The organism is Microbispora sp. NBC_01389 (assembly GCF_045040095.1).
Lineage (GTDB): Bacteria > Actinomycetota > Actinomycetes > Streptosporangiales > Streptosporangiaceae > Microbispora.
Genome location: NZ_CP109552.1, coordinates 6075864 through 6101844, shown reverse-complemented (window position 1 = coordinate 6101844; position 25981 = coordinate 6075864). Strand labels below are relative to the sequence as shown.

Here is a 25981-nt window from a genome sequence, read left to right as displayed (position 1 = left end):
TTATGCGTCTTGTTTGAGGGGGATTTACCGGCGCGGACAGCGGCGAATTTCACGCCGCGCACGCCGGCATCAGGCGGGAGGCCCGCCGGCGGTGATTCGGTCACCGCCGGATCGTCGGCCGCCCGCGTATCCGCCCCGGCCCGCCGGCGTGCTGGGGCGCGAAGCGCACAGAGGAATCGCCATGTTCATAACACAGGATTCACCCGAGGTGCCGGCGACGTGACCCGAACCGGTCTCTCACCTGCCAAGCAGGCCCTGCTGGCGCAGCGGCTCAAGGCCGGGAAAGCCGCGAGGGTCACCGTGCCGCCGCGGCCGGCCGGCACCCACCCGCCGCTCTCACACGCCCAGGAGCGCCTGTGGTTCCTGGAGCAGTACGCGCCGGGCACCACCGCCTACACCGTCGCCTTCGCCGTACGGCTGGAGGGCGGCGAGATCGACGAGGCGGCCCTGGAGCGCGCCCTCACCGAGGTCGCCCGGCGTCACGAGAGCCTGCGCACCCGGTTCGTCACCACCGACGACGGCACGCCGGAGATCGTGCTGGACGACGATCCGCCGGTCGGGTTCCGGGTGTCCGGCGATGCCGCCGCCGCGCACGAGATCGTGCAGGAGGAGCTGGACCGGCCGTTCGACCTCGCGAACGGCCCGCTGCTGCGGGTGCTCCTGGTCCGGCTCGGCGCCCGGGAGCACGTGCTGCTCCTGACCATGCACCACGCCGTGACCGACGGCTGGTCCTGCGACATCGTGATGGAGGAACTGCTCGCCCTGCACGAGGCGTACCGGACCGGGACGGAGGCCGATCTCGCCGCCCCGCCGGTGCAGTACGGCGACTACGCCGTGTGGGAACGCGGACGGATCCACGACGACGACATCCGTTACTGGCGGGAGCGGCTGGCCGGGCTGCCGCCGCTGGAGCTGCCGACCGACCTGCCGCGCCCGCCGGAGCAGGGCGCCGCGGGCGCCGCCCACCGCTTCGTGCTCGACCGCGCGCTCGCGGACGCGCTGACCGAGCTGGGCCGGGCGAACGGCGCGACGCTGTACATGACGCTGCTCGCGGCGTTCGAGGTGCTGCTCGCGCGGTATTCCGGCCAGGACGACTTCGCGGTGGGATCCCCGGTGTCCGGGCGCGAGCTCCCGGAGCTGGAGCGGGTGGTCGGCCTCTTCATCAACTCGCTGCCGATGCGGGCCGACCTGTCCGGTGACCCGGCCTTCACCGAGCTGCTCGGCCGGGTGCGCGAGACGGCGCTGGACGCCTACGCCCACCAGGAGCTGCCCTTCGACCGGCTCGTCGGCGAGCTCGGGGTCGAGCGCGACGTGAGCAGGTCACCGGTGTTCCAGGTGATGTTCGCGCTGCAGAACTACCGGTCGGCCCCGCTGCGCGGGCAGGGGCTGACGCTGTCGGCGTACCCGTTCGAGGTGACCGCGAGCCGGTTCGACCTCGGGCTGTACCTGATGGATCTGGGCGACGGCCTGCACGGCAACCTCACCTACCGCACCGAGCTGTTCCGCCCGGCCACCGTCGCCCGCCTGGCGGAGTGCTTCGAGAACCTGCTGCGGTCGATCGTCGCCGCCCCGGACACCCGGGTGCCGGACCTGGAGCTGCTCCCGGAGACGGAGCGGCGCCGCGTGCTCGGCTTCGCAGGCGCGCCGGTGGACCTGCCCGCCGCCGGCACACCCGGCACATCCGGCACATCCGGCACAGGCGTCGCGTCCGGCACATCCCCGGCCGCGCCCGAGCCGGTCGCCGCGCGGCCGCACGAGTGGAACGCCGCCCGCCTCCACGAGGTGATCGCGGCGCAGGCGGCCCGCACTCCGTCCGCGACCGCCGTCGTGTGCGGCGACGACGCTCTCACGTACGCCGAGCTGGACGCGGCGGCCGACCGGCTCGCCCGGCGGCTGCGCGCGCTCGGCGCGCGGCGCGACGACCGGGTGGCGATCTGCCTGGAGCAGTCCACCGGGCTCGCGGTCGCGGTGCTCGGCGTGCTGAAGTCCGGCGCCGCCTATCTGCCGCTCGACCCGGAGCACCCGGCGAGCCGGCTCGGCTACGTGCTCGCCGACGCCGGGGCCACGCTCGTCGTCACCAGCGCCGACCTGCTTGATCGTCTCCCAGGCGACGTCACCCCGGTGTACCTCGGCGACGACCACGCGCCGGAGCCCTCCGCCGCCGACGGGGAGACCGGGACGCCGGGCGACCTCGCGTACGTGATCTACACCTCCGGCACCACCGGGCGGCCCAAGGGCGTCGCCGTGCAGCACCACGAGGTGCTGGTCTACCTCGCCGGGGTGCGCGAGAGGCTGGGCGTGGAGCCCGCCTCGTCCTTCGCCCTGCTCCAGTCCCTCGCCTTCGACTTCGGCGTCACGGTCTTCTACCTGTGCCTGATGACCGGCGGCACGCTGCACCTGGTGCCCTCGCGCACCGCCGGCCCGGAGCTGGCGGAGATCTTCCGCCGGACCGGGATCGACTACCTCAAGATCACCCCGTCGCACCTCGCCACTTTGCTCGCCGACGCCGGCCCGGCCGGCCTGCTGCCCAGGAAGCTGCTGCTGCTGGGCGGGGAGGCGGCCCCGCGCGGCTGGGCGGCCGAGCTGGAGGCGGCGGGCCGCTGCCGGGTCGTCAACCACTACGGGCCCACCGAGGCGACCGTCGGCGTCACCACCTATGACGTCGCCCGGCTCCCGGCTCCCGACGGCCCTGCCGAGGCGAGCGTGAGCCTGCCGATCGGCTCGCCGCTGCCCGGGGCGCGGGCGTACGTGCTGGACGAGCGGCTGCGGCCGGTGCCCGCCGGGGTGCCGGGCGAGGTCTACCTCGGCGGCGACCGGCTGGCCCGCGGCTACCTCAACCGTCCGGGCCTGACCGCCGACCGGTTCGTCCCCGACCCGTACGGCCCGCCCGGCGCGCGCATGTACCGCACCGGGGACCTCGGCCGGTGGACCGACTCCGGCGACCTGGAGTTCCTGGGCCGCCGCGACCTGCAGGTGAAGATCCGCGGTTACCGCGTCGAGCTCGGCGAGATCGAGTCGGTGCTGACCGACCACCCGGACGTCGCGCAGGCCGTCGTCGAGCCGCGCGGGGAACAGCTCGTCGCCTACCTCGTCCCCGTCGCGGGAAGCACGACAGGACCCGACGCCGGGAGCACGCCGGACGGCGGGTCCGGGGAACGGCCCGGCGCCGCGGCCGTGCGCGCCTGGCTGGCCGACCGGCTGCCCGCCTACATGATCCCCTCCCGCTACGCCTGGCTGGACGAGCTGCCGCTCAAGTCGCACGGCAAGGTGGACCGCTCGCGCCTGCCCGAGCCGGCGGCCGACATCCCGGCCGCCGAGTACGTCGCCCCGGAGCCCGGCCCCGAGGAGGATGTGGCGCGCGTCTGGGCGGAGGTGCTGGAGGTCGAGCGGGTGGGGGCGCACGACGACTTCTTCGCGCTGGGCGGCCACTCGCTGCTCGCGATGCGGGTCATCGCCCGGCTGCGCCGGGCCTACCCGGACCGGCCGGTCACCGTGCTCGACGTGTTCAAGCACCGCACCGTGCGCGAGCTGGCCCGGCTGCTCACAGCCGAGGGAGACGTGCCGCGCTCCCTGCTGCACCGGCTCACCCCCGCCCGGGCCGCCACCACCACCCTGGTATGCGTGCCGTACGGCGGGGGCAGCGCGGTCGTCTACCAACCCCTCGCCGACGCGCTGCCCGCCGACTGGGCGCTCTACTCGGTCGCCGTGCCGGGCCACGAACTGGGCGAGGAGCCCCGGCCGTTCGACGAGGTCGTCCTCGGCTGCGTGGCCGAGATCGCCGAGATCATGGACCGCGACGGCGGCTCGCTCGTGCTGTACGGCCACTGCGGCCTCGGCGTCATGCTGTCCGCCGAGATCACCCGGAAGCTGGAGGCGGACGGCCACGCCGTCGACGCGCTGTATCTCGGCGGCGTGTTCCCCTTCGCCCGGCCGGGCCGCGGCATGAGCTGGATCGGGACGTTCTTCGATCACCTCACCAGCGACCAGCAGCGGGTGAACATGCTCACCGCGGCCGGGCTCGACGTGGAGGATCTCGGCCGGGAACAGATCAAGCTGATCGTGCACAATCGCCGCGAGGGCACCCGCGCCGCCGAGCGGTACTTCACCCGGATCTTCGAGGAGGGCGGCGGCCCGGCGCTGCGCGCGCCGGTGATCGCCGTGGTCGGCGAACGCGATCCGGCGGCCGAGTTCTACCAGGAACGTTACAAGGAGTGGCACTGCCTGTCGGACGAGACGGCGTGCGTCGTGCTCGACGAGGCCGGGCACTTCTTCCTCCGCTACCGGAACACCGAGCTGGCCGACATCGTCACCGGCACGCACGCCGCCCTCGCCTCCGGGCGTACCGAGGGGATGACCCGGGACGAGAGCCGCACCTGGTGGCTCCAGGGCGTCTCGCGCCGGCCCGCCGAGGCCGCTGCGGATGCCGTCATCACCCAGGACGGCCCGGCAGACACCATGCGGAACGGGCGGGCCGGGGGCGACGGGCGGCCCGAGCGGGAGGCGCCGGTCGGTTCGCCGGATTCGTCGCCACGGGTCGGCCCGCCCCCCAGCATGCGCCGCTTCCTCGTCGTCGCGGCGGGCCAGCTCGTCTCGATCACCGGCTCCGCGCTGACCGAGTTCGCCATCCCACTGTGGATCTATCTCACGACGGGGTCGCTGGCCAGGTTCGCGCTGTTCTCCGTGCTCGGCCTGCTGCCCGGCATGCTCGTCGCGCCCCTGGCCGGCGCCATCGTCGACCGGTTCGACCGGCGCAGGGTCATGCTCGCCGGCGACGTGGCGGCCGGCGGCACCCAGCTCGCGCTGGGAGTCCTGCTGTGGACCGGCAACCTGCACGTCTGGCACATCTATCCGCTGCTGGTCTGCCTGTCCGTCGCGCTGACCTTCCAGCGGCTCGCGTACGGCTCCGCGATCCCGCAGCTCGTGCCGAAACGGTTCCTCGGGCACGCCAACGGCGTCGTCCAGATGGTCGCCGGCACCGCGCAGCTCATCGTGCCGCTGATCGCCGTCGGGCTGATGGCGGCGATCGGGCTGGAGGGCATCCTCGTCATCGACGTGGCGAGCTACGTCGTCGCCACCCTCACCCTCCTGCTGGTCCGCTTCCCGGCGACGATGGCGTGGAAGCGGCGGGAGAGCGTGCTCGCGGAGATGATGGGCGGCATCCGCCACTCCTGGGGCAACCGGGGCTTCCGCGCGATGCTGTTCTACTTCGCGGTGCTGAACATCTTCCTGTCCCCGCTGTTCCTGATGATCTCGCCGCTGGTGCTGTCGTTCGCGTCGCTGGCCGAGGTCGGCCGGGTGTCGTTCGCGGGCGGTCTGGGCGCCTTCCTCGGCGGCCTCGCCATGGCCGCCTGGGGCGGGCCGCGCCGCCGGAGGCTGCACGGAGTGCTGCTGTCCACGCTCGCCCTGTCGGTGTTCTGCCTGCTGACCGGGCTGCGCCCGGACCTGTTCCCGATCGCCGCGGGCGCGTTCGGCATGTCGCTGTGCCTCACCCTGCTGAACGGCGTCTACGCCACGATCATCCAGGTCAAGGTGCCGCAGCGGTTCCACGGCCGGGTCATCGCGCTGAACACGCTGGTGGCCTGGTCCACCCTGCCCATCGGGTTCGGCCTGGTCGCGCCGTACGGCGCGCAGGTCTTCGAGCCGCTGCTCGCCCCCGGCGGGCCGCTCGCCGGGACGGTGGGCGCGGTGCTCGGCACCGGCCCCGGCCGCGGCATCGGCTTCATGTACGCCTGCTTCGCCCTGGCGATCGCCGCCGTGGCGCTGGTCGGCATGCGGATCGGGGTGCTGCGCCGGTTCGACGACGAGGTGCCCGACGCTCTGCCGGACGACGTCGTCGGCTACCAGGCCCTCACCCGGCGGATCGCGTCGGTCCGTGAGGCGGCCCGCCAGCCCGCGCCCGTAGTCGCCTCCACGTCCGGCCGGGTGCCCGAGAAGGAGCAGGTATGACGCGCACGACGAGGACGCGGAGGATGCCCGCGCTCACCGTGCCGGAGTTGCTGCGGCTGCGCGCCCAGCAGGAGCCGGACGGCGTCGCGATGATCGTCGAGGGGCAGGGGACGCTCACCTTCGCGGAGTGGGAGCGCAGGTCGGCGGCGCTCGCCGCCGGGCTGGCGGAGCAGGGCGTCGTCCCGGGCGACCGGGTGGCGCTGCACTTCGGCAGCCGTGACTGGATCGACTTCGCGGTGGCGTTCTGCGGGGTGCTCGAAGCGGGCGCGGTGGCCGTGCCGATGTCGGACCGGCTGGCGCCGGCCGAGATCCGCTACATGGTCGGGCACTGCTCGGCGTCGGCGGTGCTGCTCGGCCGGGACCTCGCTCTCCCGCCGGCCCTGCCGGCGGCCCGCTCGGACGAGTCAGCGGCCCCGGCGGCGCCGGAACCGTGGACCGCGACCCCGGCGGAGCTCGAATCGCGCGTATCCGGCGGCGTATCCGTCGCCGGGCCCGGCTCCCGCCCGGCCGCGCCGCCGGTGCGGCCCGGCGACCTGGCGCAGATCCTCTACACCTCGGGCACGACCGGGCGGCCCAAGGGAGTGGGCGCGAGCCACGCCAACCTGGCCTACGGGTGCGTCACGCAGCCCAGGCACCGCAGGTTCGCCCACTCGCGGCACCTGCTGCACGCCTTCCCGATCGGCACCAACGCCGGCCAGACGATGCTGATCAACGCGCTGGACGCCCGGCCCACCGTGCTGACCCCCGCGCGGTTCACCCCCGGCAGGTTCGCCCGGCTCATCGAGACCTACCGCCCCGGCACCGTCTTCCTGGTGCCCTCCATGGCGGTCGAACTCCTCGACGCGGGGCTGCACGAGCGGCACGACATGTCCGGCGTGGTGCTGCTGGGCTCGGCGGCGGCGGCGCTGCCCCCCGCTCTGGCGGAGCGGCTGGCGGCGGCCTTCCCGAACGCGACGGTGACGAACTACTACACGTCCACCGAGGCCGCCCCCGCCCAGACCATCATGATCTACGACCGGGCCCGCCCGGCCGCGCTGGGGCGGCCCGCGTTCGACGGGTCGCTGCGCATCGCCGACGAGGAGGGCGGCCCGCTCCCGGCCGGGGAGACCGGCGAGGTGTGGATGCGGTCGCCCGCCGCCAGCAGGTCCTACTACGGCGACGAGGAGGCCAGCGCCCGCGCGTTCCGCGACGGCTGGGTGCGGATGGGCGACATCGGATACGTGGACGCCGACGGCTACCTCTACCTCGTCGACCGGGAGAGCGACGTGGTCAAGACGGGCGCGTACAAGGTGTCCACGCTCCAGGTGGAGGCGGCGCTGTACGAGCACCCGGAGATCGCCGAGGCGGCCGTGTTCGGCCTCCCGCACCCGGTGCTTGGCTCCGTGCTGGGCGCCGCGGTCGTGGCCAGATCCGGCCCCGCATCGGTCCCGGCACCGGTTCCGGGGCCGGGGCAGGGATTGTCGGCGAGCGAGGTACGCGCCTTCCTGATGGACCGGCTGGCCTGGCACGAGCTGCCCGAACGCATCCTCGTGGTCGACGACCTGCCCAGGAACCAGTCAGGAAAGGTCATCAAGAAGGAACTGCTCACGTTGCTGGGCGACTCCATGATCAGCAAAGAAGGCGAGTGAGATGTCACCGACGCTCACGGGCGAGGGGGAGCAGTCGTCCCTCGCGCAGCACGGCATGTGGGTAACGGAGCGGATGGGCTGCGGCGGTCAGGTGTACCACATGCCGCTCGCGATCCGGTTCGACGGCCCTCTCGACGCGGACCGGCTGCTGGCCGCCTGCCACGACGTGGTCCGCGCGCATCCCCAGCTGGCCGCGGCGCTGGCCGAGCGGGACGCCGTGCTGCGCCCCGCCCCGGCCGCCGTGCCGCCGCCGATCGGGTTCGAGGACGCCACCGGGCGCGAGGCCGGTGAACTGGTCGACCGCGAGGCGTCCCTCGACCTGGACCTGGAGACCGGCCCGACGGCCCGGTTCAGGCTCTTCCGGCTCGCGCCGGAGCGGCACCTCCTGGTCGTCGTCGCCCACCACGCGGTCTTCGACGGCATGTCCAAGGACCTCCTGGTGCGCGGCCTGGCCGACGCCTACGCCGGGCGGCCGCTGCCGGCCCTTCCCCTGACGTACGGCGAGGCCGTCGAGCGGGAGAACACCCGGGTGGCCGAGCTGCTCGACGAGGCCGCCGCGTTCTGGCGGGACCGCTGGCAGGACCGGCAGGACCTGCGGCTCCCCGGGCTCACGGGCGTCTCCACCCGGGCCGCCGCGGGCGAGGCCGTCGACTTCGCCCTTCCCGCCGGGCTCGCCGTCGCCGCAGACAAGATGGGCGTCACCCGGTTCGAGCTGGTGCTCACCGCCGTCCACACCCTGCTCGCCGCGTACGGCAACGAGGACGCGGCGGTGTCGGTGGACCTGTCGACCAGGACCGAGGAGACGCGGGACCTCATCGGCCTCTTCGTGAACGAGCTGCCGGTGCGGGCCGGCGCCCCGGGCGGGACGTTCGCCGAGTTCGCCGGGTCGGTGCGCGGCGAGCTGCGGGCCGTCTACCGGTTCCGGCAGGTGCCGCTCGCCCGCGCGGTCGGGGGCGTGAGCCCGCGCACCGCGCTGACGCCGGTCTCGGTCAGCTACCGCGGGCGCGACGGGAGCGCGCCGGAGTTCCCCGGGGTGGCGGCGTCGGTCGACTGGATGTCGTTCAACCACCAGGTGCGCGGCACGCTGCACCTGCAGGTGGTCGACGCCCCGGACGGCAGCACGGCCCGGCTGCAGTTCAACCCGGCGATCCTCAGCCGCTCCGGCTGCGAGTCCCTCGTGGGGCACCTGCTCGACCTTCTGGAGGCGGTGGCCACCGCCCCCGACGACACCGACCTCTCCCACCTGCCGCTGCCGGCTCCGGTCGAGTCCTCCTCCGTACGGACGGAGGCGAGGCGGAGTGAAGCGGAACCGGCCGCGGTGCCGCGCGCCGGGGAGGCGGGCGCCACGCCCTACCTGGCGGAGGTCGCGGAGATCTGGAGCGAGGTGTTCAAACGGCCCGGCATCGGGCCGGACGAGGACCTCTTCGACCTCGGCGGGCACTCGCTGACGATCGTCGAGATCATCGCGAAGGTGCGCGAGCGGATGGACGTGGAGCTGTCCTTCGACCTGTTCTTCGACGAGCCGACGATCGCGGGGGTCGCCGCGGAGGTCGCCCTCCTCCGGGAGGAGGCATGCTGAGGGAGCGCCTCGCCGAGCTGGTGTCCAAGGCGAGCGGCGGGGACCTGGCCGCCGCCGACGTGCTGGCGGCCGACTGCAGCCTGCCCGCGCTCGGCCTCAACTCGCTCGCCTACCTCCGGCTGATCGACATGGTGGAGACCGAGTTCGGCTGCGACGTCGACCTGGACGGCGGCTACCTCGACACACTCGACGGCCTGGCCGGGCACATCGCCGCGCACACCGGCGGCGACGGTGACGCGGACGGTCACGGAGACACCGGCGGGCAGCGGAGGTGACCGGCAGCCCGCCGGCGGCGCAGGCGCCCGGCCTCACCGCGCTGCCGCCCCGCACCGTGGAGTTCCGCGGCGCGCGGGGCGGGCAGGCCGCGCTGACCTGGGGGCAGCAGGGCATCTGGCGTTCCACCCAGTGGCTGGACGACGGCGATCCCTACTTCAACCTGGCCTGGACCCTGCCGGTGACCGGCGCCGCCGACCTGGACGCCGTGCTGCGCGCCGTCGGACGGCTCGTCGAGCGGCACGAGACGCTGCGCACGGCGTACGTCCGGGAGGGCGCCGGGGAGGGCGCCGAGGAGGGGACCGTCCAGCGGGTGTGGCGGGAAGGCCGGATCACCGTGGGCGTGTACGAGGCGGCGGCGAAGCCGATGACCGCCGCCAAGGCGCTGGCCGCCGAACTGGCCGCGACCGGGTTCGACTACGCCGCGGAGCTGCCCGTCCGGTGCGCGGTGGTCTGCCTGAGGGGCCGGCCGCGCGCGCTGGCGCTCGCGCTGTCCCATCTCGCGCTCGACGGCTGGTCGCTGAACATGGTGGCCGCGGAGTGGCCGCGGCTCGTCGCCGGGGAGGACCTGCCCGTCCCGGAGTGGCAGCCGCTCGACCAGGCCGCCTTCGAGCGGTCGGACCCGCCGCCCGGCGCGCAGGCGCTGCGTCACTGGCGGAACGGCCTGGCGTCCGCGCCGCGCTCGATGTTCGACTTCCCCGAGCGGGAGCCGGAGGAGCCGCGTTTCGTCCGCTACGGGATGGACTCCCCGGCGGCGGCCGTCGCCGCCGAGGCGCTGGCCGCCCGGCACGGCGTGACGACCTCCAGCGTGCTCACGGTCGCGAGCGCCGCCCTGCTGGCCGCCGTCACCGGGCACTCCATCGCCGCGCTGCAGCTCATCGTGTCGAACCGGCATCACCTCCGTACGGGGGCGATGGCCGGTCCGGCCGCGCAGGACGGGCTCTGCGTCATCGACCTGGGCTCCGGTGACCTGCGCAACGGGGATCCGGGGCGCGGTGATCTGGGGGCCGGCACCTTCGCCGAGGCGCTGGGGCCGGGGCACCGCAGGACCCTGGCGACCTACCGGAACGGGCACTACGACCCCTCGCTCGTGCTCGCCGCCCGGGACGCCGAGGCGTGGCACCGCGGCGCCGACATCGACCTGGACGCGTTCTTCAACGATGTCCGGCAGGGCGGCCGCTGGTCGGGCCTGCCGGACGTCGATCCCGGTGACGCCGGGGCGCTGGCCGCGCTGCGGGGCCGGACCAGGACGTTCTTCGTCGGCGCCTACTCGAAGGTCAAGGCGAAGATCTTCTTCGCCACCGGCCCGGCCCCGTCCACCTGCGAGTTCTTCGTGCTGGTGGACACGGCGTTCCTGCCCGGGCGGGTCGCCGAGCGGATGCTCGGCGGCCTGGAGGAGCTGCTGGTCCGGGCGGTCTCGGCGGACGTGCCGCTGGACCGGATCGCGGAGGTCGCCGGCCTCGACCCGGTGCGGCGTCCGGCCGGATGGACGCGGATCGGCCCCGACTGGGTGAGCCTGCCGGAGACCGAGGCGCTGCTGCGCCGGGTCTGCGGCACCGGTCCGGCCGCGGTCGTGGTGGAGCCCGGCGACGACGGGGCGGCCCGGCTGACCGGCTATCTCGTGGCGCGTCCCGGGCTGGACACGCCCGACGCCGTCCACGCCGCCGTGATGCGGGCCGCGGCCGGTCGCACCGGCGTGCTCGCCCCCCGGCACTACGTGCTGTGCCCGGCGCCGCCGGCCGGCCCCTCCGGCTGGCCGGACCGCCCCCGCCTGACCGAGGGCGGCGGCCGGGTCCCCTCTTCCGCAATGACTGCTTTGGGAAGGTGAAAATGACCGAGTCCCCGATGCTCGTGGTCGTCAACGACGAGGAGCAGTATTCGGTGTGGTGGAGCGACCGCGAGCCGCCCGCCGGGTGGCGGCCCACCGGCTTCACCGGCACCCGGCAGGAATGCCTGGACCACATCGAGACGGTGTGGACCGACATGCGCCCGCTGAGCGTACGCGGCGGATGACCGGGCCGATGACCGGGCCGACGACTGGGCCGACGACGGGGCGGGTGAGCGGCGCCGAGCGCCGCGCGGCGCTGATCGAGAAGCTGGCCGGGCTGCCCCCCGAGCGCCGGGCGGCGCTGCTGCGCTCCCTCGGGGGCGCGGCGGCGGACCCCGGCGGGCAGGAGTGGCCGCTGTCGCCGGGACAGGAGCGCCTGTGGTTTCTCAGCCGCTTCGACCCCGCCGACACCAGCTACAACACGCCCTGGTCCGTACGGCTGCGCGGGCGGCTCGACACGACCGCGCTGGCCTCGGCGTTCACCCGGGTCACCGAGCGGCACGAGGTGCTGCGGACCCGCTTCCGGCTGCGCGGGGACGCTCCCGTGCAGGTGGTGCTGCCACCCGCGCCGACGCCGGTGGAGGAGCTCGCGATCTCCGGCGAGGCGGGTCCCGGCGGAACGGGTCCCGGCGGAACGGGTCCCGGCGGAGCGGGGGCCGGCGAGGCGTTGCGCGAGTTCGCCGAGCGCCCGTTCGACCTGGAGAACGAACCTCCCCTGCGGGTCGGCGTGGCCTGGCGGGGAGAGGACGAGGTGGTGCTGTGCATCGTCCTGCACCACATCGTGGTGGACGGCTGGTCGCTCGACGTGCTCATGCGCGAGCTCGCCGAGTGTTACGCGGCGACGCGCGAGGGGCGTGAGCCCGTCCTGGCGGAGCTGCCGATGCAGTACTCCTCCTACGCCGTGCAGGAGAGACGGCGGGACCACACGGCGGGCGTGGAGCACTGGGCGGGCCGCCTGGCCGGCGCCCCCGCACTCGACCTGCCACCTGATCATCCCCGGCCGTCCCGGTGGTCGGGGCGCGGCGGGCGCGAGGAGCTGCTGCTGCCGCCGGAGGAGGTCGCGCCCCTGGAGCGGGTGGCCAGGAAACGGCGCTGCACGTCATTCATGGCCCTGGTCGCCGCCTACCAGGCGACCCTGGCCCTGGCGTCCGGCCAGTCCGACTTCTGCGTCGGCGTCCCGGCGTCCCGCCGGACCCGCAGCGAGCTCGCCCCGCTGATCGGCTACTTCGGCAACACGCTGGTGCTGCGGGCCGACCTGTCCGGCGATCCGGCGTTCCACGAGCTGCTGGACCGCGTGCGGGAGACGACCCTGGCCGGGATGCGGCACGCGGACGTGCCGTTCGAGCACATCCTGGCCGCGCTGCGCGTGCCCCGCGACGTCGGCCGGCCGCCGCTGTGCCAGGCCATGTTCAACCTGCACAGCGACCTGCCCAAGGACGACCTGCTGGGGACCCGGTTCGCCGACCTCGACGCCGAGGTCCACACGATCCCGCCCAGCCACACCAAGTCCGAGGTCTCGCTCGACCTGTGGCGCGGACCGGAGGGGCTGGGCGGCGTCTTCGACTACAGCGCCGACCTGTTCACGCCCGCGACCGCGCGCCGCCTCGTCCGCGGTTTCGCCGAGGTCGTACGGCGGGCCGGGGCCGACCCGGAGACCCGTCTGTCCGCGCTGAGCGGCGCGTTCTCGAAGTGAAAGGTGCATGACAGTGAGTGACGCGGTGAGCGGCGGGCCGGCGGCCCCGGGTGCCGGGCGGCCGGGAACGGACGCCGCGACGGCGCTCGCGCTGATCCGCCGGTGGCGTGACGAGAGCCCCGGCGCGGTCGCCGTGAGCGGCGACGGCGGCGTGCTGACATACCGGGAGCTGCTCGACCGGGCCGACCGGCTGGCGGCGCTGCTGCGCGCCCGCGGCGTCGGGCCGGAGGTGCCGGTGGGCCTGTGCCTGGAGCGGTGCCCCGGCATGGTCGTGGCGCTGCTCGCCGTCTGGCGGGCCGGCGGCGCGTACGTGCCGCTCGACCCGGCGTTCCCGGAGGACCGGCTCCGCCACATGCGGGAGGACGCGGGCATCCGGCTGGTGCTGGCCGGCAAGGGCGTCGGCTCCGCGCTGCTCGACGGCGTCCCGGACGTCGTCGAGCTGGCGTGGGACGGCGTACCGGTCGCGGGCGAGGGGCAGGACGGCGACGGCGCTGGTGACGGCGCTGGTGACGGTGCGGGGCCGGTGGGGGATCTCGCCTACCTCATGTACACCTCCGGCTCCACCGGCCGGCCCAAGGGGGTCGCGGTCCCGCACGGCGCGGTGGTCAACCTGCTGGAGTCCTTCGCCTCCCTGCTGGAGCTCGGCCCGCGCGACGCCTGGCTCGCGGTCACCACGCTGTCGTTCGACATCTCCGTGCTGGAGCTGCTCCTGCCGCTGACCCGCGGCGCCCGCGTCGTGGTCGCGTCCGCGCACGAGACGACGGACGGCCGGGCCCTGCGGTCGCGGGCCGTGACCGACGCCGTCACGATCATGCAAGCGACCCCGGCGAGCTGGCGCATCCTGATCGAGTCCGGCGGAGTCCCCGCGAACATCGCGACCCGGCTGTGCGGGGGAGAGGCGCTGCCCCGCGACCTCGCCGACGCCCTCCTCGCCGACGGCGCCCGCCTCTGGAACGTGTACGGCCCCACCGAGACGACGGTCTGGTCGACGGCCGGGCGGGTCGCCCTGGTCGACGAGGGAGGGTCGCCCGCCCCCATCGACCTGGGCGAGCCGATCGGCAGGACGACCGTGCACATCCTCGGGCCCGACGGGCGTCCGGTGCCGCCCGGCGAGGCCGGGGAGCTGCACATCGGCGGCGCCGGCCTGGCCAGGGGATATCGCGGCATGCCGGGCCAGACGGCGGACCGGTTCCGGCCCGACCCGTTCTCCGCGGTTCCCGGGGCACGCCTGTACGCCACGGGCGACCTGGCCGCGCTGGAGAACGGCAGGCTGCGCTATCTCGGCCGGGCCGACCAGCAGGTGAAGGTGCGCGGCTTCCGGATCGAGCTCGGCGAGATCGAGACCGTGCTGCGGGCCGCGCCGGAGGTGGCCGGCGCGGCGGTCGGCGTCCACGCCGGCCACGACGGGCTGGCCCGCCTGGTGGCCTACGTCGTGCGCGCCAGCGGAGAGACCGCCAGCGGAGAGACCGCCAGCGGAGAGGCTGCCCGGGAGACCGCCGGGGAGATTTCCCCGGAGACGCCCTCGGAGACGCCCTCGGGGGCCGGGGAGGCGGATCTGTGGGCCTCCCTGCGGGACCGGCTGCGCCTCAGCGTCCCCGAATACATGGTGCCGGCGCGTCTCGTTGTGCTGGACGCCCTGCCGCTCACCCCCAACGGGAAGCTCGACCGCGCCGCCCTGCCCGCGCCCGAGTGGACCCGCGCCGGGAGCCGGCCGTACCGGCCGCCGTCCACGCCGCTGGAGGAGGATCTCGCGGCGCTGTGGGGAGAGGTGCTCGGCATCGCGGAGCCGGTCGGCGTCGACGACGACTTCTTCGAGCTGGGCGGCCACTCGCTGACCGCCACCCAGATCATCGCCAGGATCCAGGCGCGGTTCGCGATCGGTGTGCCGATCGTCGAGCTGTTCGAGAACCCCACGGTGGCCGGCCTGGCGGCGGCGATGGACCGGCTCGATGACGACGACCTGGACCTCGCCGAGATCGCCGCGCTCCGCGACGAACTCGACGGCCTCAGCGCCGAGGACCTCGCGGCGGTGCTCGACGGGATGTCGGACCGATGAGGGCGCCGCTCTCGCCGGACCAGGAACGGCTCTGGCTCCTGCAGAAGCTGGATCCGCGCGACGCCTCTTTCGGTATGTATCTCGTCCGCCGGCTGCGCGGCCCCCTCGACCGGGACGCCCTCGAAGGGGCGATCGCCGACGTGGTGGCCCGGCACGAGAGCCTGCGCACCCGGTTCGAGGAGGAGGACGGCGTCCCCTGGGCGGTCGCGGAGCCGGCCGGCTCCCCGCCGCCGGTGGCGTGGCCGGCCGCGACGGACGAGGAGCACGCCGGGCGGCTCGTCGCCGAGCGGGTCAACGCGCCGTTCGACCTCGCGGACGGCGTGCCGCTGCGCGTGGCGGTGATCGGGATCGGGCCGCTGGACCACGTCCTGTGCGTCACGATGCACCACATCATCGGCGACGGCTGGTCGCTGGGGATCCTCCTCGACGACCTGGCGGAGTGCTACACCGCGCGGCTGCGCGGCCGCGCGCCGGAACTGGCGCCGCTGCCGGTCCACCCGTCCGACTACGCCCGCTGGCAGCGCCGCCGCGCCGAGCGCGCGGTGCCGTACTGGCAGGAGCGGCTGGCCGATCCGCCGCCGTCCGATCTGCCCTGTGGCATCGGCGGCATCGGCGGCGGGGACGACGGCGGCGCGGAGGGCGGCGCGGGCCACGGGCCGGGCGGGTTCCAGATCGTCCGGGTCGGCCCGGAGGTCGCGGACCGGCTCGACCGGCTCGCCCGCGAGCACCGGACCACCCTGTTCACCGTGCTCATGGCGGCCTACCAGGTCCTCCTGCACCGCCACTCCGGCCACGACGACGTCCTCGTCGGGACGGTCGTCGCCGGGCGCGACCGGGTCGAGCTGGAGCCGCTGATCGGCTACCTCACGCAGACCGTCGTGCTGCGCGGCGACCTCGGCGGCGATCCCGCGTTCGCCGACCTGCTGCGGAGCACCGGGCGCGAGGCGCTGACGGCGATGAGCAGGACGTCGGTGCCGTTCGAGCGGATCGGGCACCCCGCCCAGGCGCTGATGCCGACCGTGTTCATCCTGCACACCCAGGACGTGGGTCCCTCCCGGCCTTTCGGGGACCTGTCCGTCGGCTTCTTCCCCGACGGCTTCCGGCAGGTGAAGCTCGGCCTCTACACCGAGGCGTGGCGGGACGGCGGCGGGATCACCGTTTCGTTCGGTCACGACGGGTCCAGCGGGTCCCCGCACGAGGCGCAGGCCGTCCGGCGGCTCGCCGAGCGCTTCCTGCTCCTGCTCGCCTCGGCCGCGGCCGAGCCGCATCGCCGGATCTCCGAGCTGCGCGTCTGGACCGACGACGACGAGGCCGACATCCACACGATGGCCGGCGACGGCGCGGACGTTCCCGGGCCGGCGGTCCCCGAGATGATCGCCGAGACCGTCCGCCGCACGCCCGGCGCCGTCGCGGTGGCCTGCGGGGAGACCGAGCTCACGTACGGCGAGCTGGACCTGCGGGCGGCCCGGCTCGCCGCGTCGCTGCGCGCGTCCGGCGTCCGCCCCGGCGACGTCGTCGGCGTCCGCCTGCCCCGATCGGCCGAGGCGATCGTCGCGCTGCTCGCCGTCTGGCGGGCCGGCGCGGCCTACCTGCCGTTCGAGCCGGACGAGCCGGACGAGCGGATGGCCTTCTCGCTCGCGGACGCCGGGGCCACGCATGTGATCACGACCCGTACGCCGCCCCCCGGGCTCGTCGCCGTCGGCCCGATCCCCGGCGGGGAAGAGGACGCACAGGGGCCCACCGAGCAGGGCGACCAGTGGCCCCCCGAGCAGCGGTCCATCGGGCAGCAGGGCGAGGAGGGGTCGGGTGAGACCCGGCCGGGAGACGTCGCCTACGTCATCTCCACCTCCGGCTCCACCGGCCGCCCCAAGGGCGTCGCGGTCGAGCACCGCGCCATCGCGGCCCGCATCCGGTGGATGCGCGACGCGTACGGCCTGACGCCCGGCGACCGTGTCGTCCAGTTCGCGTCGCTGAGCTTCGACACCCACCTCGAAGAGGTGTTCCCCGCGCTCGCCGCGGGAGCGACCCTGGTGCTGCTCCCCGGCGGGGCGGCGACGCTGCCCGACCTGCTGGCCGCGCCGGGCGGGGAGCGGATCACGGTGCTCGACCTGCCCACCGCCTACTGGCACCACCTGGTCGAGGAGATCGACCAGATCGCCTGGCCGCCCGCGCTGCGCCTGGTGATCATCGGCGGCGAGCAGGCGTCCGGCGGTGCCTGGACGCGCTGGCGGCGCCGGTTCGGCGACGGCGTCCGCCTGCTGAACACCTACGGCCCGACCGAGGCCGCGGTCATCGCGACCTGGGCCGACCTCGGTGCCGGTCCTGGGGCCGGCCTTGAGTCCGGCCTTGAGTCCAGCCGGGGGTCCGGTCTGGGGTCGGGCCTGGGGAGCGGTTCCGCGGCGGGCCCCGGCGCGGCGCCGTACGGCAGGCCGCCGATCGGCCGGCCCGTCGGCGCGACGACGGTCCACCTGCTCGACGCCGCCGGAGCCCCGGTCCCGAAGGGCGCGATCGGCGAACTGGTCGTCGGCGGAGCCGGCGTGGCCCGCGGCTACCTGCGCCGCCCCGCGCTCACGGCCGCCGCCTTCGTCCCCGACCCCGCCGGGCCGCCGGGAGCGCGGCGGTACCGCACCGGGGACCGGGCGCGCTGGAACCAGGACGGCGAGCTGGAGTTCCTGGGCCGGCTCGACGGGCAGCTCAAGGTGCGCGGCTTCCGGATCGAGCCGGGCGAGGTCGAGGCGCGCCTGCTCGACCACCCGGGGGTCGGCCAGGCGTTCGTGACGGTCCACGCCGAGGAACTCGTGGCGTACGTGACGGGGACCGCGACCGGGGAGGAGCTCGCCGCGCACCTCGCGCGGACCCTGCCCCGGCATCTCGTCCCGACCGCCTGGGTCGGTCTCGACGCGCTGCCGCTCACCAGCCGCGGCAAGGTGGACCGCGCGGCGCTGCCCGCGCCGGTCCGGGGGCCGTCGGCCGGGCACGTCCCGCCGAGCACGGACGCGGAGCTGCTGGTGGCCGAGGTCTGGGCCGAGCTGCTCGGCGTCGCCTCCGTCGGCGCCGACGACGACTTCTTCGCCCTCGGCGGGCACTCGCTGCTCGCGACGCGGATCGCGGCCCGGCTGCGCCGTACGACCGGGGTGGAGGTGCCGGTCCGGACCATCTTCGAGCGGCGCACCGTGGCCGACCTGGCGGCCGCGCTGGAGGACCTGCTGGTCGCCGAGCTGGAGGGCATGTCGGAGGAGGAGGCCGAGCGCCTGCTCTCGTCCGCCGACGGCTGAGCCCTCTCGAAGGCAGGGCCGACGACAACGAGACCGCCGCACACATCGGGGATGTGCGGCGGTCTCGTCGTTCTTGGCGCGTCCTCAGGCGGAGGCGCGGATCACCAGGTGGGTGTCGAGGATGACGACCGGCTGCTCCAGCGGCTCGCCGTTGATGCGGGCGATCAGGAGCTGCACCATCTGCCGGCCCATCGCCTCCGTCGGCTGGTGCACGCTGGTCAGCGCGGGCTCGGTGTGCAGGGCGACCTTCGAGTCCTCGAAACCGATCAGCGCGACGTCGTCCGGCACCACCATGCCGCTCTCCTTGAGCACGCGCAGCGCCCCGACCGCCATGGGGTCGGACGCGGTGAACACCGCGTCGAGGTCGGGATGGCGGGCCAGCAGCTCACGCATGGCCGCCGAACCGCTCTCCTCGGAGAAGTCGCCGTACGAGACGCGTTCGCTCATCCCGGTGGCGAGCAGCGCGTCGCGGTACCCGGCCAGACGGTCGACACCCACGCCCATGTCCTGGGGACCGGCGATGGTGGCGATCCGGCTCCGGCCCTTGGAGACCAGATACTTGACCGCCTGCCGCGCGCCCGCGCGGTTGTCCATGTCGACGAAGCTGTAGGGGTTCAGCCCGACGGGCCGGCCACCGAGCACGGTGGGCACGCCCAAGTCCTCCAGCCGTCCCGGCAGAGGGTCGGCGCCGTGCACCGAGGTGAGCAGGACGCCGTCCACGTGCTGCCCGGTCAGGTAGTGCTCCAGGCGGTCGTGCTCGGCGCGGTTCTGCGCCATCGTGAGGATCAGCTGGAGGCCGGTCTCACCCAGCGCCGAGCCGATCCCGCGGATCAGCCCGGCGAAGTACGGTTCGTCGAAGACGCGCTGCTCCGATTCCGACACCACCAGGGCGATGGTGTCGGTCCGGTTGGTCACAAGGGTACGCGCCGCCCGATTGGGCACGTAGCCGAGCTCCTGGATCGCCAGTAACACCGCGTCGCGGGCACGGTCGCTCACCTTCGGTGAGCCGTTGATTACCCGCGACACGGTGCCGCGGCCGACACCGGCACGCGCGGCGACCGCTTCCAGAGTCGGCCGACCTCCGGAACGGCGGTCCCCGTTCATCTATACTGCCCCCTTATCGCGTCTGAGCTTATTGTGCCCGACCCAGCAGGCCGCCGTGCCTGATGGTGTCGGCATACCACAACGCGCTCGATTTCATCGTCCTCGCCTGGGTCTCGTAGTCCACGTAGACGAGGCCGAAGCGCTTGCCGTATCCCCAGGCCCACTCGAAGTTGTCCATCAGGGACCAGGCGAAGTAGCCCTGGAGCGGGACGCCGGACTCGATGGCGGCGTGGCAGGTGCGCAGGTGCGCCTCGATGTAGGCGACGCGGTCGGGGTCGTGCACGGTCCCGTCCTCGCCGAACACGTCGTCGTACGCCGCGCCGTTCTCGGAGATGTAGAGGGGGATACGCGGGTACTCGTCGGCGAGCCGCCGCAGCGTCTCGTACAGCCCGCTGTCGTCGATCTCCCAGCCCATCGCGGTGACCGGGCGGCCGGCGTTGACGAACCCGACGTGCTCGCTGCCGATCCACGGCGACCCGGAGTCGGTCGGGGCGGCCGCGGCCGACACGGACCCGCCGGGGGCGCCCGACACGGTGAAGCGGCTGTAGTAGTTGACCAGCAGCATGTCGAGCGGAGCGCCGATGGCGGCCAGGTCGCCGTCCTGGATGAAGGACATGTCTGAGATGTGGCTCAGGTCGGCCAGCACGTCCTCCGGGTACGCGCCCTTGAGCAGCGCGTCGAGGAAGAACCGGTTCTGCAGCCCGTCGATGCGGCGGGCGGCGTCCTGGTCGGCCTCGCTGGCGGTGGCCGGCGTGACCGGGTAGAGGTTCACGCACCCGCCGATCTGCGAATCGGCGTTCTGCGCCCGCATCGCCTGCACGGCCAGGCCGTGCGCGAGGTTGAGGTGGTGCGCGGCGCGCAGCGCGGCGGCCGGCTCACGCCTGCCCGGCGCGTGCTCGCCCGAGGCGTACCCCAGGAACGCCGAGCACCAGGGCTCGTTGACCGTGCTCCAGTTCCTGACCCGGTCGGCGAGCTCGGCGTGGACGGTCGCGGCGAAGTCGGCGAAGCGCTTCGACGTGTCCCGTGCGGGCCACCCGCCCGCGTCTTCCAGGGCCTGCGGGAGGTCCCAGTGGTAGAGCGTCAGCCACGGGTCGATGCCGTAGCTCAGCAGCTCGTCGACGAGCCTCTTGTAGAAGTCGAGGCCCTTGGCGTTGTACGCGCCCGAGCCGTCGGCCTGGATCCGCGGCCAGGAGACCGAGAACCGGTAGGCCGTCAGGCCGAGGTCGGCCATCAGCTTCACGTCGTCGCGGTACCGGTTGTAGTGGTCGATCGCGGTCTCGGCGTGGTCGCCGCCGACGATCCGGCCCTCCTGGCGGCAGAAACTGTCCCAGATCGAGGTGCCCCGCCCGTCCGCGGTGAGCCCACCCTCGATCTGGTACGCGGAGGTCGCGGCGCCCCAGACGAACCCTGTGGGGAACATCAGGCCGGCCGCCTCCGCCTCTGGTCGTGTGTCTTGCGTTGTCACGCCTTGACCGCACCTTCCATGAGTCCGCCGATGATCTGTCGGCCGAACAGGATGAAGACGACGATGAGCGGGAGAATCGACATCAGCGTGCCGCTGAAGATCAGCACGTAGTCCGTTCCGTACTTCGCGTTCAGCGAGTTGATCGCGACCTGGACCGTCGGGTTGTCCGGGGTCAGGACGATCAGCGGCCACATGAAGTCGTTCCAGATCAGCATGAACGTGTTGATGCCCAGCACCGCCATGCCCGGCCGTACGGCGGGCAGGACGACGTTGAACCAGATGCGCAGGGTGGACGCGCCGTCGACCCGGGCGGCCTCGACCAGTTCGTTGGGCACGGCCTGCTGGGTGTACTGCGTCATGAGGAAGACGCCGAAGCCGTTGAGCAGGTAGGGCAGGATCACCGCCTTGATCGAGCCGACCCATTCGAGGCTGACCATGAGGCGGTAGAGGGGGACGATGCCCATCTGCTGCAGCGGGACCATCATGGTCAGCAGGACCAGCAGCAGCAGGACCTTGCCGCCCCGGAAGTTCAGCCGGGCGAACGCGAAGCCGGCGAACGTCGAGATCAGCACCACCGAGAACGTCACCGTGGCGGCGATGATCAGCGAGTTGGTGAGACCGGCCAGATAGTGCGCGTCGGGGTTGGTGAGCACCCGGTGGACGTTCTCCCCGAGGTTGCCGCCCGGCAGGAACGGCGGCGGCATGTCGGTCGCCTCGGTGTTGGTGCGCGAGGCGATGACGATCATGTAGTACAGCGGGAACGCCGAGATGATGATCGTGACCGCGAGAACGAGCCTCGTCATCGGCGTGGCGTTCCAGAGGCCGGCGGCCCCTCCCGGCGCCTTGGCGCGGCGCCGCCGCGTGGTGGCGGGCGCGGAGAGCGTGGTCACTTGTTGCCCCCGATCCGGCGGATGAGCAGGAAGTTGATGGCCGACCCGACGAGGATGAGCAGGAACAGCAACCACGCGGCCGCGGAGGCGTAGCCGTAGTCGAACTCGCGGAAGCCCTGCTCGAAGATGAACATCGAGACGGTCTGGAACTGGCTGTCGGTGCCGCCGTGGACGTTGCCGTTGTAGAACGTGGTCGGCTCGGAGAACAGCGTGAGACCGCCGATGGTGGAGTTCAGCACCACGAAGATCATCGTGGGCCGGAGCATCGGGATCGTGATCTGCCAGAACTGGCGCCGCCGGGACGCGCCGTCGATCGAGGCCGCCTCGTAGAGGTCCTTGGGGATCGTCTGCATGCCGGCCAGGAAGATGATCGCGTTGTAGCCGGTCCAGCGCCAGTCGATCATCGTCGCGATGGCGAGCCAGGAGGGGAGACGCTGGGCCTTCCAGTCGATCGGGTCGGCCCCGAACCAGCCCAGAACCCAGTTGACGACGCCCCAGTCGCGGCCGTACAGCTGGGTGAAGACGACCGCCACCGCCACCACCGAGGTGACGAGGGGGAGCAGGACGCCCAGCCGGACGAACAGCTGCGCCTTCATCCGCTTGTTCAGCGCGTTGGCCAGCAGCAGGGCCAGCAGCATCTGCGGGATCGTCGCGATGGCGAACATCGCGAGGGTGTTGACGACCGCCTTCCAGAAGTCGGCGTCGCCGAGCATGGCGGTGTAGTTGCCGAGGCCCGTCCACTCGACCGTACCGGTGAGGTCGTAGTCGAAGAACGAGTAGTACAGGGTGAAGCCGAGCGGGAAGAGCCCGAAGATCAGGAAGAGCAGGTAGTAGGGAGAGACCAGGAGGTAGGGAGCGGCCCTGAGATCCAGCCAGGTCAGGAAGGACCGGCCCGATCCCGGCCGGACGTGCCTCCGGCCGGGCGGCATCGGTGCGCGGGTGGGTTGCCCGGCGTCGACGTGCAGGCTCATAAGTTACCTTTCGGGTGAAAGCAGGCGACCGGCCCGCCGGCGGGGTGCCGCTGCGGCGGGCCGGTGCTCACCTGGCGGGCAGGATCAGCCCGCGGCCTTCACTGCGTCGTCGACCAGCTTCTTCCAGCCGTTCGCGTACGGCACCGAGCCGTCGTCGATCGCCGAGACGACCGACTCGACCGCGTTCTTGACCTGGGCGTGCTTCACGCCGAGGAAGACCGGCTGAAGCGCGGCGGCGGACTTGGCGAAGATGTCGCCGACCGGAGCGTCGTTGAAGTACTCGTTCTTCGCGCCCTGGACGGCCGGGTCCTGCTGGGCCTGGACGTTACTCGGCATGTTGCCGGCGAAGTTGAAGACGCTGACCTCGGCGTCCTTACCGGTCAGGTAGTCGAGGACCTGCGCGGCCTCCTTGGGGTGCTTGGACTGCTTCGGCACCGCGAGCCAGGAGCCGCCCCAGTTGCCACCGTCGCCGGGCACCGCCGCGACGTCCCACTTGCCCTTGAAGTCCGGTCCGGCGCCGCCGTCACCGCTCACCGCGCCGAGCATCCAGGACGGGCAGCCGAGAGTGGCGAACTGCGACTTCTTCATGCCGGTGTTCCACTCGGGCGTGAAGTTGCGCAGCTTGGCCGTGAGGCCCTCCTGGCTGATCTTCTGGGCGAAGTCGTAGGCCGACTTGACCGCCGGGTTCTTGTCGACGATCAGGTTGTTGTCCTTGTCGAAGTAGGAGACGTTGCCGTTCTTGGCGGCCTCCTGCACCAGGACCACGTTGTAGAGCGTGTTGGTGCCGTCGACGAACTTGGTGTCCTTGATCTTGTCCTGGAACTTGTGGGCGACCTTGACGAAGTCGTCCCACGTCGGCCAGAGCTTGCTGACCTCGTCGCGGTCGGCCGGGAGGCCCGCCTTCTCGAACAGGTCACGGCGGTAGCAGAGGCTCATGCCGCCGACGTCGGTGCCGAGGCCGAACAGCTTGCCGTCGGCGGTGACGCCGTTCTCCCACTTCCAGTCGGCGAAGTCGGCCTTGCGGTTCTGCAGGCCCTGCTCGCCGAGGTCGGCCCACCACTCGGGGTGCGCCTTGGCGAGGCCCATGCCGCCCTCGTCGATGCCGACGACGTCGCCGGCGCCCGCGCCGGACTGCAGCCACTGGATCATCTGCGGCCAGTAGACCTGCTCGAACTGGTCGGTCAGGTTGTCATACTTGATCGTGATGTCCTTGTGCTCGGCGTTCCACTTGTCGACGGCCTCCTTGTAACCGAAGTTCTTGCCGCCGCCGAACGTCTGAAGCGTGATGGTCACGGGATCCGCCGCCGCAGTGGAGCCGCCCGCCGCGTTGTCGGCGGGCTTGTCGTCCGTGCCGCAGGCGGTGGTGACGCCGAGAGCCAGCGCCGCCACCGTGGCGACCGCGAGCAGCCTGCCGCGGCGCGAGTTGTTGAACATTCTTCCGGACCCCTCTCAGGTGGTACCTGAATCTCTTGGGAGGTTCATCCCAGGCCGGTCCCCGACGTCACGGCCCGCGACTAATGGTTGTGCTTGTGGGTGCGAGCGCTGTTGGGAGCGCTCCCACGAAGGGTCCTCTATGAGCAACGCGGGCGTCAATATGCCGAAACCTAACTGTTACTCCACGGTGGGTTAGGTGCGTTAAAAGGGGTGATATAGGACATAGTACGCATGGGAGCGCTCCCATCACCATATGGGCAGAAATGAATACCGGGCGCCCCAAACCTGTGACGGTGGTGCCGTTATGCCGTGCCGTCGCCGACACCGGCGGCGTCCGTCAGCGCGCAGGTCATGCCCGCGCAGGCCCGCAGCAGCGCCAGCCGGACCGACAGCGCGGCGACGACGCCGGTGTCCGCCGAGCCCGCGATGTTGCGCAGCTCCGCCGGGTCCTCCCACAGATCGTAGAGCTGCCGCTCCCCGGTCTCGTACTCCACGTACGCGTACCGGCCGGTGCGCAGCACGGCGTAGCTCGGCGGCGACTGCGGTGAATAGGAGGGGTGGTAGAACTCGACCAGGACGGCGTCGCGCCAGGGCACGTCGAGCCCGCGCAGCAGCGGGACGAGCGACCGGCCCTCGGCGGAGAGCGGCACGGAGGCTCCGCCCAGCTCGGCGAACGTCGGCGCGAGGTCGACGGTCGAGGCGAGCCTGTCGATCACACCCCCGGTCGGCACGCCGGGCCCGCGCACCACCATCGGCACCCGGATGTCCTCCTCGAAGGGCGTCGTCTTGCCCGGCCGCAGCCGGTGCTGCCCGAGATGGAAGCCGTTGTCGGAGGTGAAGAAGATATAGGTGTCGTCGAGCCGGCCCGCCCGGGTCAGCGCGTCGACCAGGGCGCCCACCATGTCGTCCACGCCGAGCATGGCGCGCAGCCGGTCGCGGTGGACCCGGTCGATCCTGCGCACGTCGGCGGCCGACAGCGGCGTCCGCTCCTGGAGCCAGCCGGGCTCGGCGGACAGGTCGGCCTGGTCGAAGGACGCGGTCCGCGGGGCCTGATCGTCCGCGAAGGCGGCCGCGTGGCGCGCCGCGTGGTGCGCGGGCAGGTGCGGCGCGACGGGGGCGAGGTAGAGGAAGAACGGTGCGCCTCCCGAGGAGGCGAACGCCGCCGCCTTGGCGCTCAGCACGTCCTCCAGGTAGTCCTCCGGCGCGTGGCCGTAGTGCCGGATCACGCCGTTGTCGTTGAGCGCGTAGCCGTACTCCTGGTAGAGGCGGGTGACCGGCACGGCCCACTCGTCCCAGCCGGGAGGGATGTACGTGCGCGGCGCGCCCTGGGGGTAGTTGTTGAGATACTTGCCGAAGAGCGCGGTCCGGTAGCCCGCGTCGTGCATCCACGTCCCGAGCGTGGACGTCTCCAGCGGCCGGAACTTCGTGAACCCGCCGGTCGGCGACCGGTTGCTCTCGACCTGATGGCTGTGCATGTACTGCGACCGGAGGATCGAGGAGCGGGAGGGACAGCACCAGGGGTTGGTGACGAAGAACCGCGACAGGGTGGTGCCCTGGCTCACCAGCAGATTGGAGATGTTGGGGAACCGGCTGAGGTCCGCCGCGTCGAGGTCGTCGGTCAGGATCAGCACGATGTTGGGCCGGTGCTCCGCCGGAGCGGGCTCGACCCGGGCGGCGCCGGTGAGCCCGAGAGCCGGCAGGAGCGCCGCGGCGAGCCCTGCCCACAGTTTCGTCGATCGTCGCGGTTGCGGCACGGCAGCAACCATATCCCTCCGTCCGCCTGGGGAAACGTACGCAGGGTGACCGCGTGGACGCGCCGCGTCCGGTTCGGGAAGCTTC

General features: G+C 73.0%; 15 protein-coding genes. 9 read left to right on the top strand and 6 right to left on the bottom strand.

Annotation, left to right across the window (positions count from 1 at the left end):
- The first annotated feature begins 219 nt into the window (after positions 1 to 219).
- Genes OG344_RS26945 through OG344_RS26905 form a run of 9 tightly spaced genes read left to right on the top strand, consistent with a single transcriptional unit; the run spans position 220 to position 18278 of the window.
- Positions 220 to 5946 (top strand): amino acid adenylation domain-containing protein, encoded by a 5727-nt coding sequence (locus OG344_RS26945; protein WP_405085490.1) that lies wholly within the window; start codon positions 220 to 222, stop codon positions 5944 to 5946.
- The gene (locus OG344_RS26940; protein WP_405085489.1) at positions 5943 to 7574 is read left to right on the top strand and encodes a class I adenylate-forming enzyme family protein; all 1632 of its coding nucleotides are present in this window, start codon (positions 5943 to 5945) and stop codon (positions 7572 to 7574) included. Before OG344_RS26945 ends, OG344_RS26940 begins: the two co-directional genes overlap by 4 nt.
- A gap of 1 nt (position 7575) precedes the next feature.
- Positions 7576 to 9153: a condensation domain-containing protein gene (locus tag OG344_RS26935; RefSeq protein WP_405085488.1), complete on the top strand. Its 1578-nt coding sequence runs from the start codon at positions 7576 to 7578 to the stop codon at positions 9151 to 9153.
- A complete protein-coding gene (locus OG344_RS26930) occupies positions 9147 to 9428 on the top strand; it encodes a phosphopantetheine-binding protein (RefSeq protein ID WP_405085487.1) in 282 nt (93 codons plus the stop codon). The genes OG344_RS26935 and OG344_RS26930 overlap by 7 nt, the downstream gene beginning before the upstream one ends.
- Positions 9425 to 11254 (top strand): condensation domain-containing protein, encoded by a 1830-nt coding sequence (locus tag OG344_RS26925; protein ID WP_405085486.1) that lies wholly within the window; start codon positions 9425 to 9427, stop codon positions 11252 to 11254. Before OG344_RS26930 ends, OG344_RS26925 begins: the two co-directional genes overlap by 4 nt.
- Before the next feature lie 2 nt (positions 11255 to 11256).
- The gene (locus OG344_RS26920) at positions 11257 to 11439 is read left to right on the top strand and encodes an MbtH family NRPS accessory protein (protein ID WP_327046065.1); all 183 of its coding nucleotides are present in this window, start codon (positions 11257 to 11259) and stop codon (positions 11437 to 11439) included.
- A gap of 8 nt (positions 11440 to 11447) precedes the next feature.
- Entirely contained in the window at positions 11448 to 12947 is a 1500-nt protein-coding gene (locus OG344_RS26915) for a condensation domain-containing protein (RefSeq protein ID WP_405085485.1), read from the top strand.
- A gap of 7 nt (positions 12948 to 12954) precedes the next feature.
- The gene (locus tag OG344_RS26910) at positions 12955 to 15003 is read left to right on the top strand and encodes a non-ribosomal peptide synthetase (protein ID WP_405085484.1); all 2049 of its coding nucleotides are present in this window, start codon (positions 12955 to 12957) and stop codon (positions 15001 to 15003) included.
- Complete coding sequence (locus OG344_RS26905; protein ID WP_405085483.1) at positions 15000 to 18278, top strand: AMP-binding protein; 3279 nt, start codon at positions 15000 to 15002, stop codon at positions 18276 to 18278. The genes OG344_RS26910 and OG344_RS26905 overlap by 4 nt, the downstream gene beginning before the upstream one ends.
- Before the next feature lie 84 nt (positions 18279 to 18362).
- Here the strand turns inward: OG344_RS26905 and OG344_RS26900 are convergent, their stop codons facing one another.
- The 6 genes from OG344_RS26900 to OG344_RS26875 all read right to left on the bottom strand — a co-directional run bounded on the left by OG344_RS26900 (position 18363) and on the right by OG344_RS26875 (position 25896).
- Complete coding sequence (locus OG344_RS26900) at positions 18363 to 19382, bottom strand: LacI family DNA-binding transcriptional regulator (RefSeq protein WP_405085482.1); 1020 nt, start codon at positions 19380 to 19382, stop codon at positions 18363 to 18365.
- 28 nt (positions 19383 to 19410) lie between these two features.
- The gene (locus OG344_RS26895; protein WP_327049605.1) at positions 19411 to 20802 is read right to left on the bottom strand and encodes a GH1 family beta-glucosidase; all 1392 of its coding nucleotides are present in this window, start codon (positions 20800 to 20802) and stop codon (positions 19411 to 19413) included.
- 41 nt (positions 20803 to 20843) lie between these two features.
- The gene (locus tag OG344_RS26890) at positions 20844 to 21737 is read right to left on the bottom strand and encodes a carbohydrate ABC transporter permease (RefSeq protein WP_327046060.1); all 894 of its coding nucleotides are present in this window, start codon (positions 21735 to 21737) and stop codon (positions 20844 to 20846) included.
- Entirely contained in the window at positions 21734 to 22708 is a 975-nt protein-coding gene (locus tag OG344_RS26885) for a sugar ABC transporter permease (protein ID WP_327046059.1), read from the bottom strand. The genes OG344_RS26890 and OG344_RS26885 overlap by 4 nt, the downstream gene beginning before the upstream one ends.
- Before the next feature lie 84 nt (positions 22709 to 22792).
- A complete protein-coding gene (locus OG344_RS26880; RefSeq protein ID WP_327046058.1) occupies positions 22793 to 24142 on the bottom strand; it encodes an extracellular solute-binding protein in 1350 nt (449 codons plus the stop codon).
- Positions 24143 to 24444: 302 nt separating this feature from the next.
- The gene (locus OG344_RS26875; protein ID WP_405085481.1) at positions 24445 to 25896 is read right to left on the bottom strand and encodes a sulfatase; all 1452 of its coding nucleotides are present in this window, start codon (positions 25894 to 25896) and stop codon (positions 24445 to 24447) included.
- Between the last annotated feature and the right edge of the window lie 85 nt (positions 25897 to 25981).

Excerpts from the sequence above, each read along its gene's own strand:
- OG344_RS26940 (WP_405085489.1), top strand. The coding sequence starts at position 5,943 with ATGACGCGCACGACGAGGACGCGGAGGATGCCCGCGCTCACCGTGCCG.
- OG344_RS26935 (WP_405085488.1), top strand. The coding sequence starts at position 7,576 with ATGTCACCGACGCTCACGGGCGAGGGGGAGCAGTCGTCCCTCGCGCAG.
- OG344_RS26930 (WP_405085487.1), top strand. The coding sequence starts at position 9,147 with ATGCTGAGGGAGCGCCTCGCCGAGCTGGTGTCCAAGGCGAGCGGCGGG.
- OG344_RS26920 (WP_327046065.1), top strand. The coding sequence starts at position 11,257 with ATGACCGAGTCCCCGATGCTCGTGGTCGTCAACGACGAGGAGCAGTAT.
- OG344_RS26915 (WP_405085485.1), top strand. The coding sequence starts at position 11,448 with ATGACCGGGCCGACGACTGGGCCGACGACGGGGCGGGTGAGCGGCGCC.
- OG344_RS26910 (WP_405085484.1), top strand. The coding sequence starts at position 12,955 with ATGACAGTGAGTGACGCGGTGAGCGGCGGGCCGGCGGCCCCGGGTGCC.
- OG344_RS26905 (WP_405085483.1), top strand. The coding sequence starts at position 15,000 with ATGAGGGCGCCGCTCTCGCCGGACCAGGAACGGCTCTGGCTCCTGCAG.
- OG344_RS26900 (WP_405085482.1), bottom strand. The coding sequence starts at position 19,382 with ATGAACGGGGACCGCCGTTCCGGAGGTCGGCCGACTCTGGAAGCGGTC.
- OG344_RS26895 (WP_327049605.1), bottom strand. The coding sequence starts at position 20,802 with ATGTTCCCCACAGGGTTCGTCTGGGGCGCCGCGACCTCCGCGTACCAG.
- OG344_RS26885 (WP_327046059.1), bottom strand. The coding sequence starts at position 22,708 with ATGAGCCTGCACGTCGACGCCGGGCAACCCACCCGCGCACCGATGCCG.
- OG344_RS26880 (WP_327046058.1), bottom strand. The coding sequence starts at position 24,142 with ATGTTCAACAACTCGCGCCGCGGCAGGCTGCTCGCGGTCGCCACGGTG.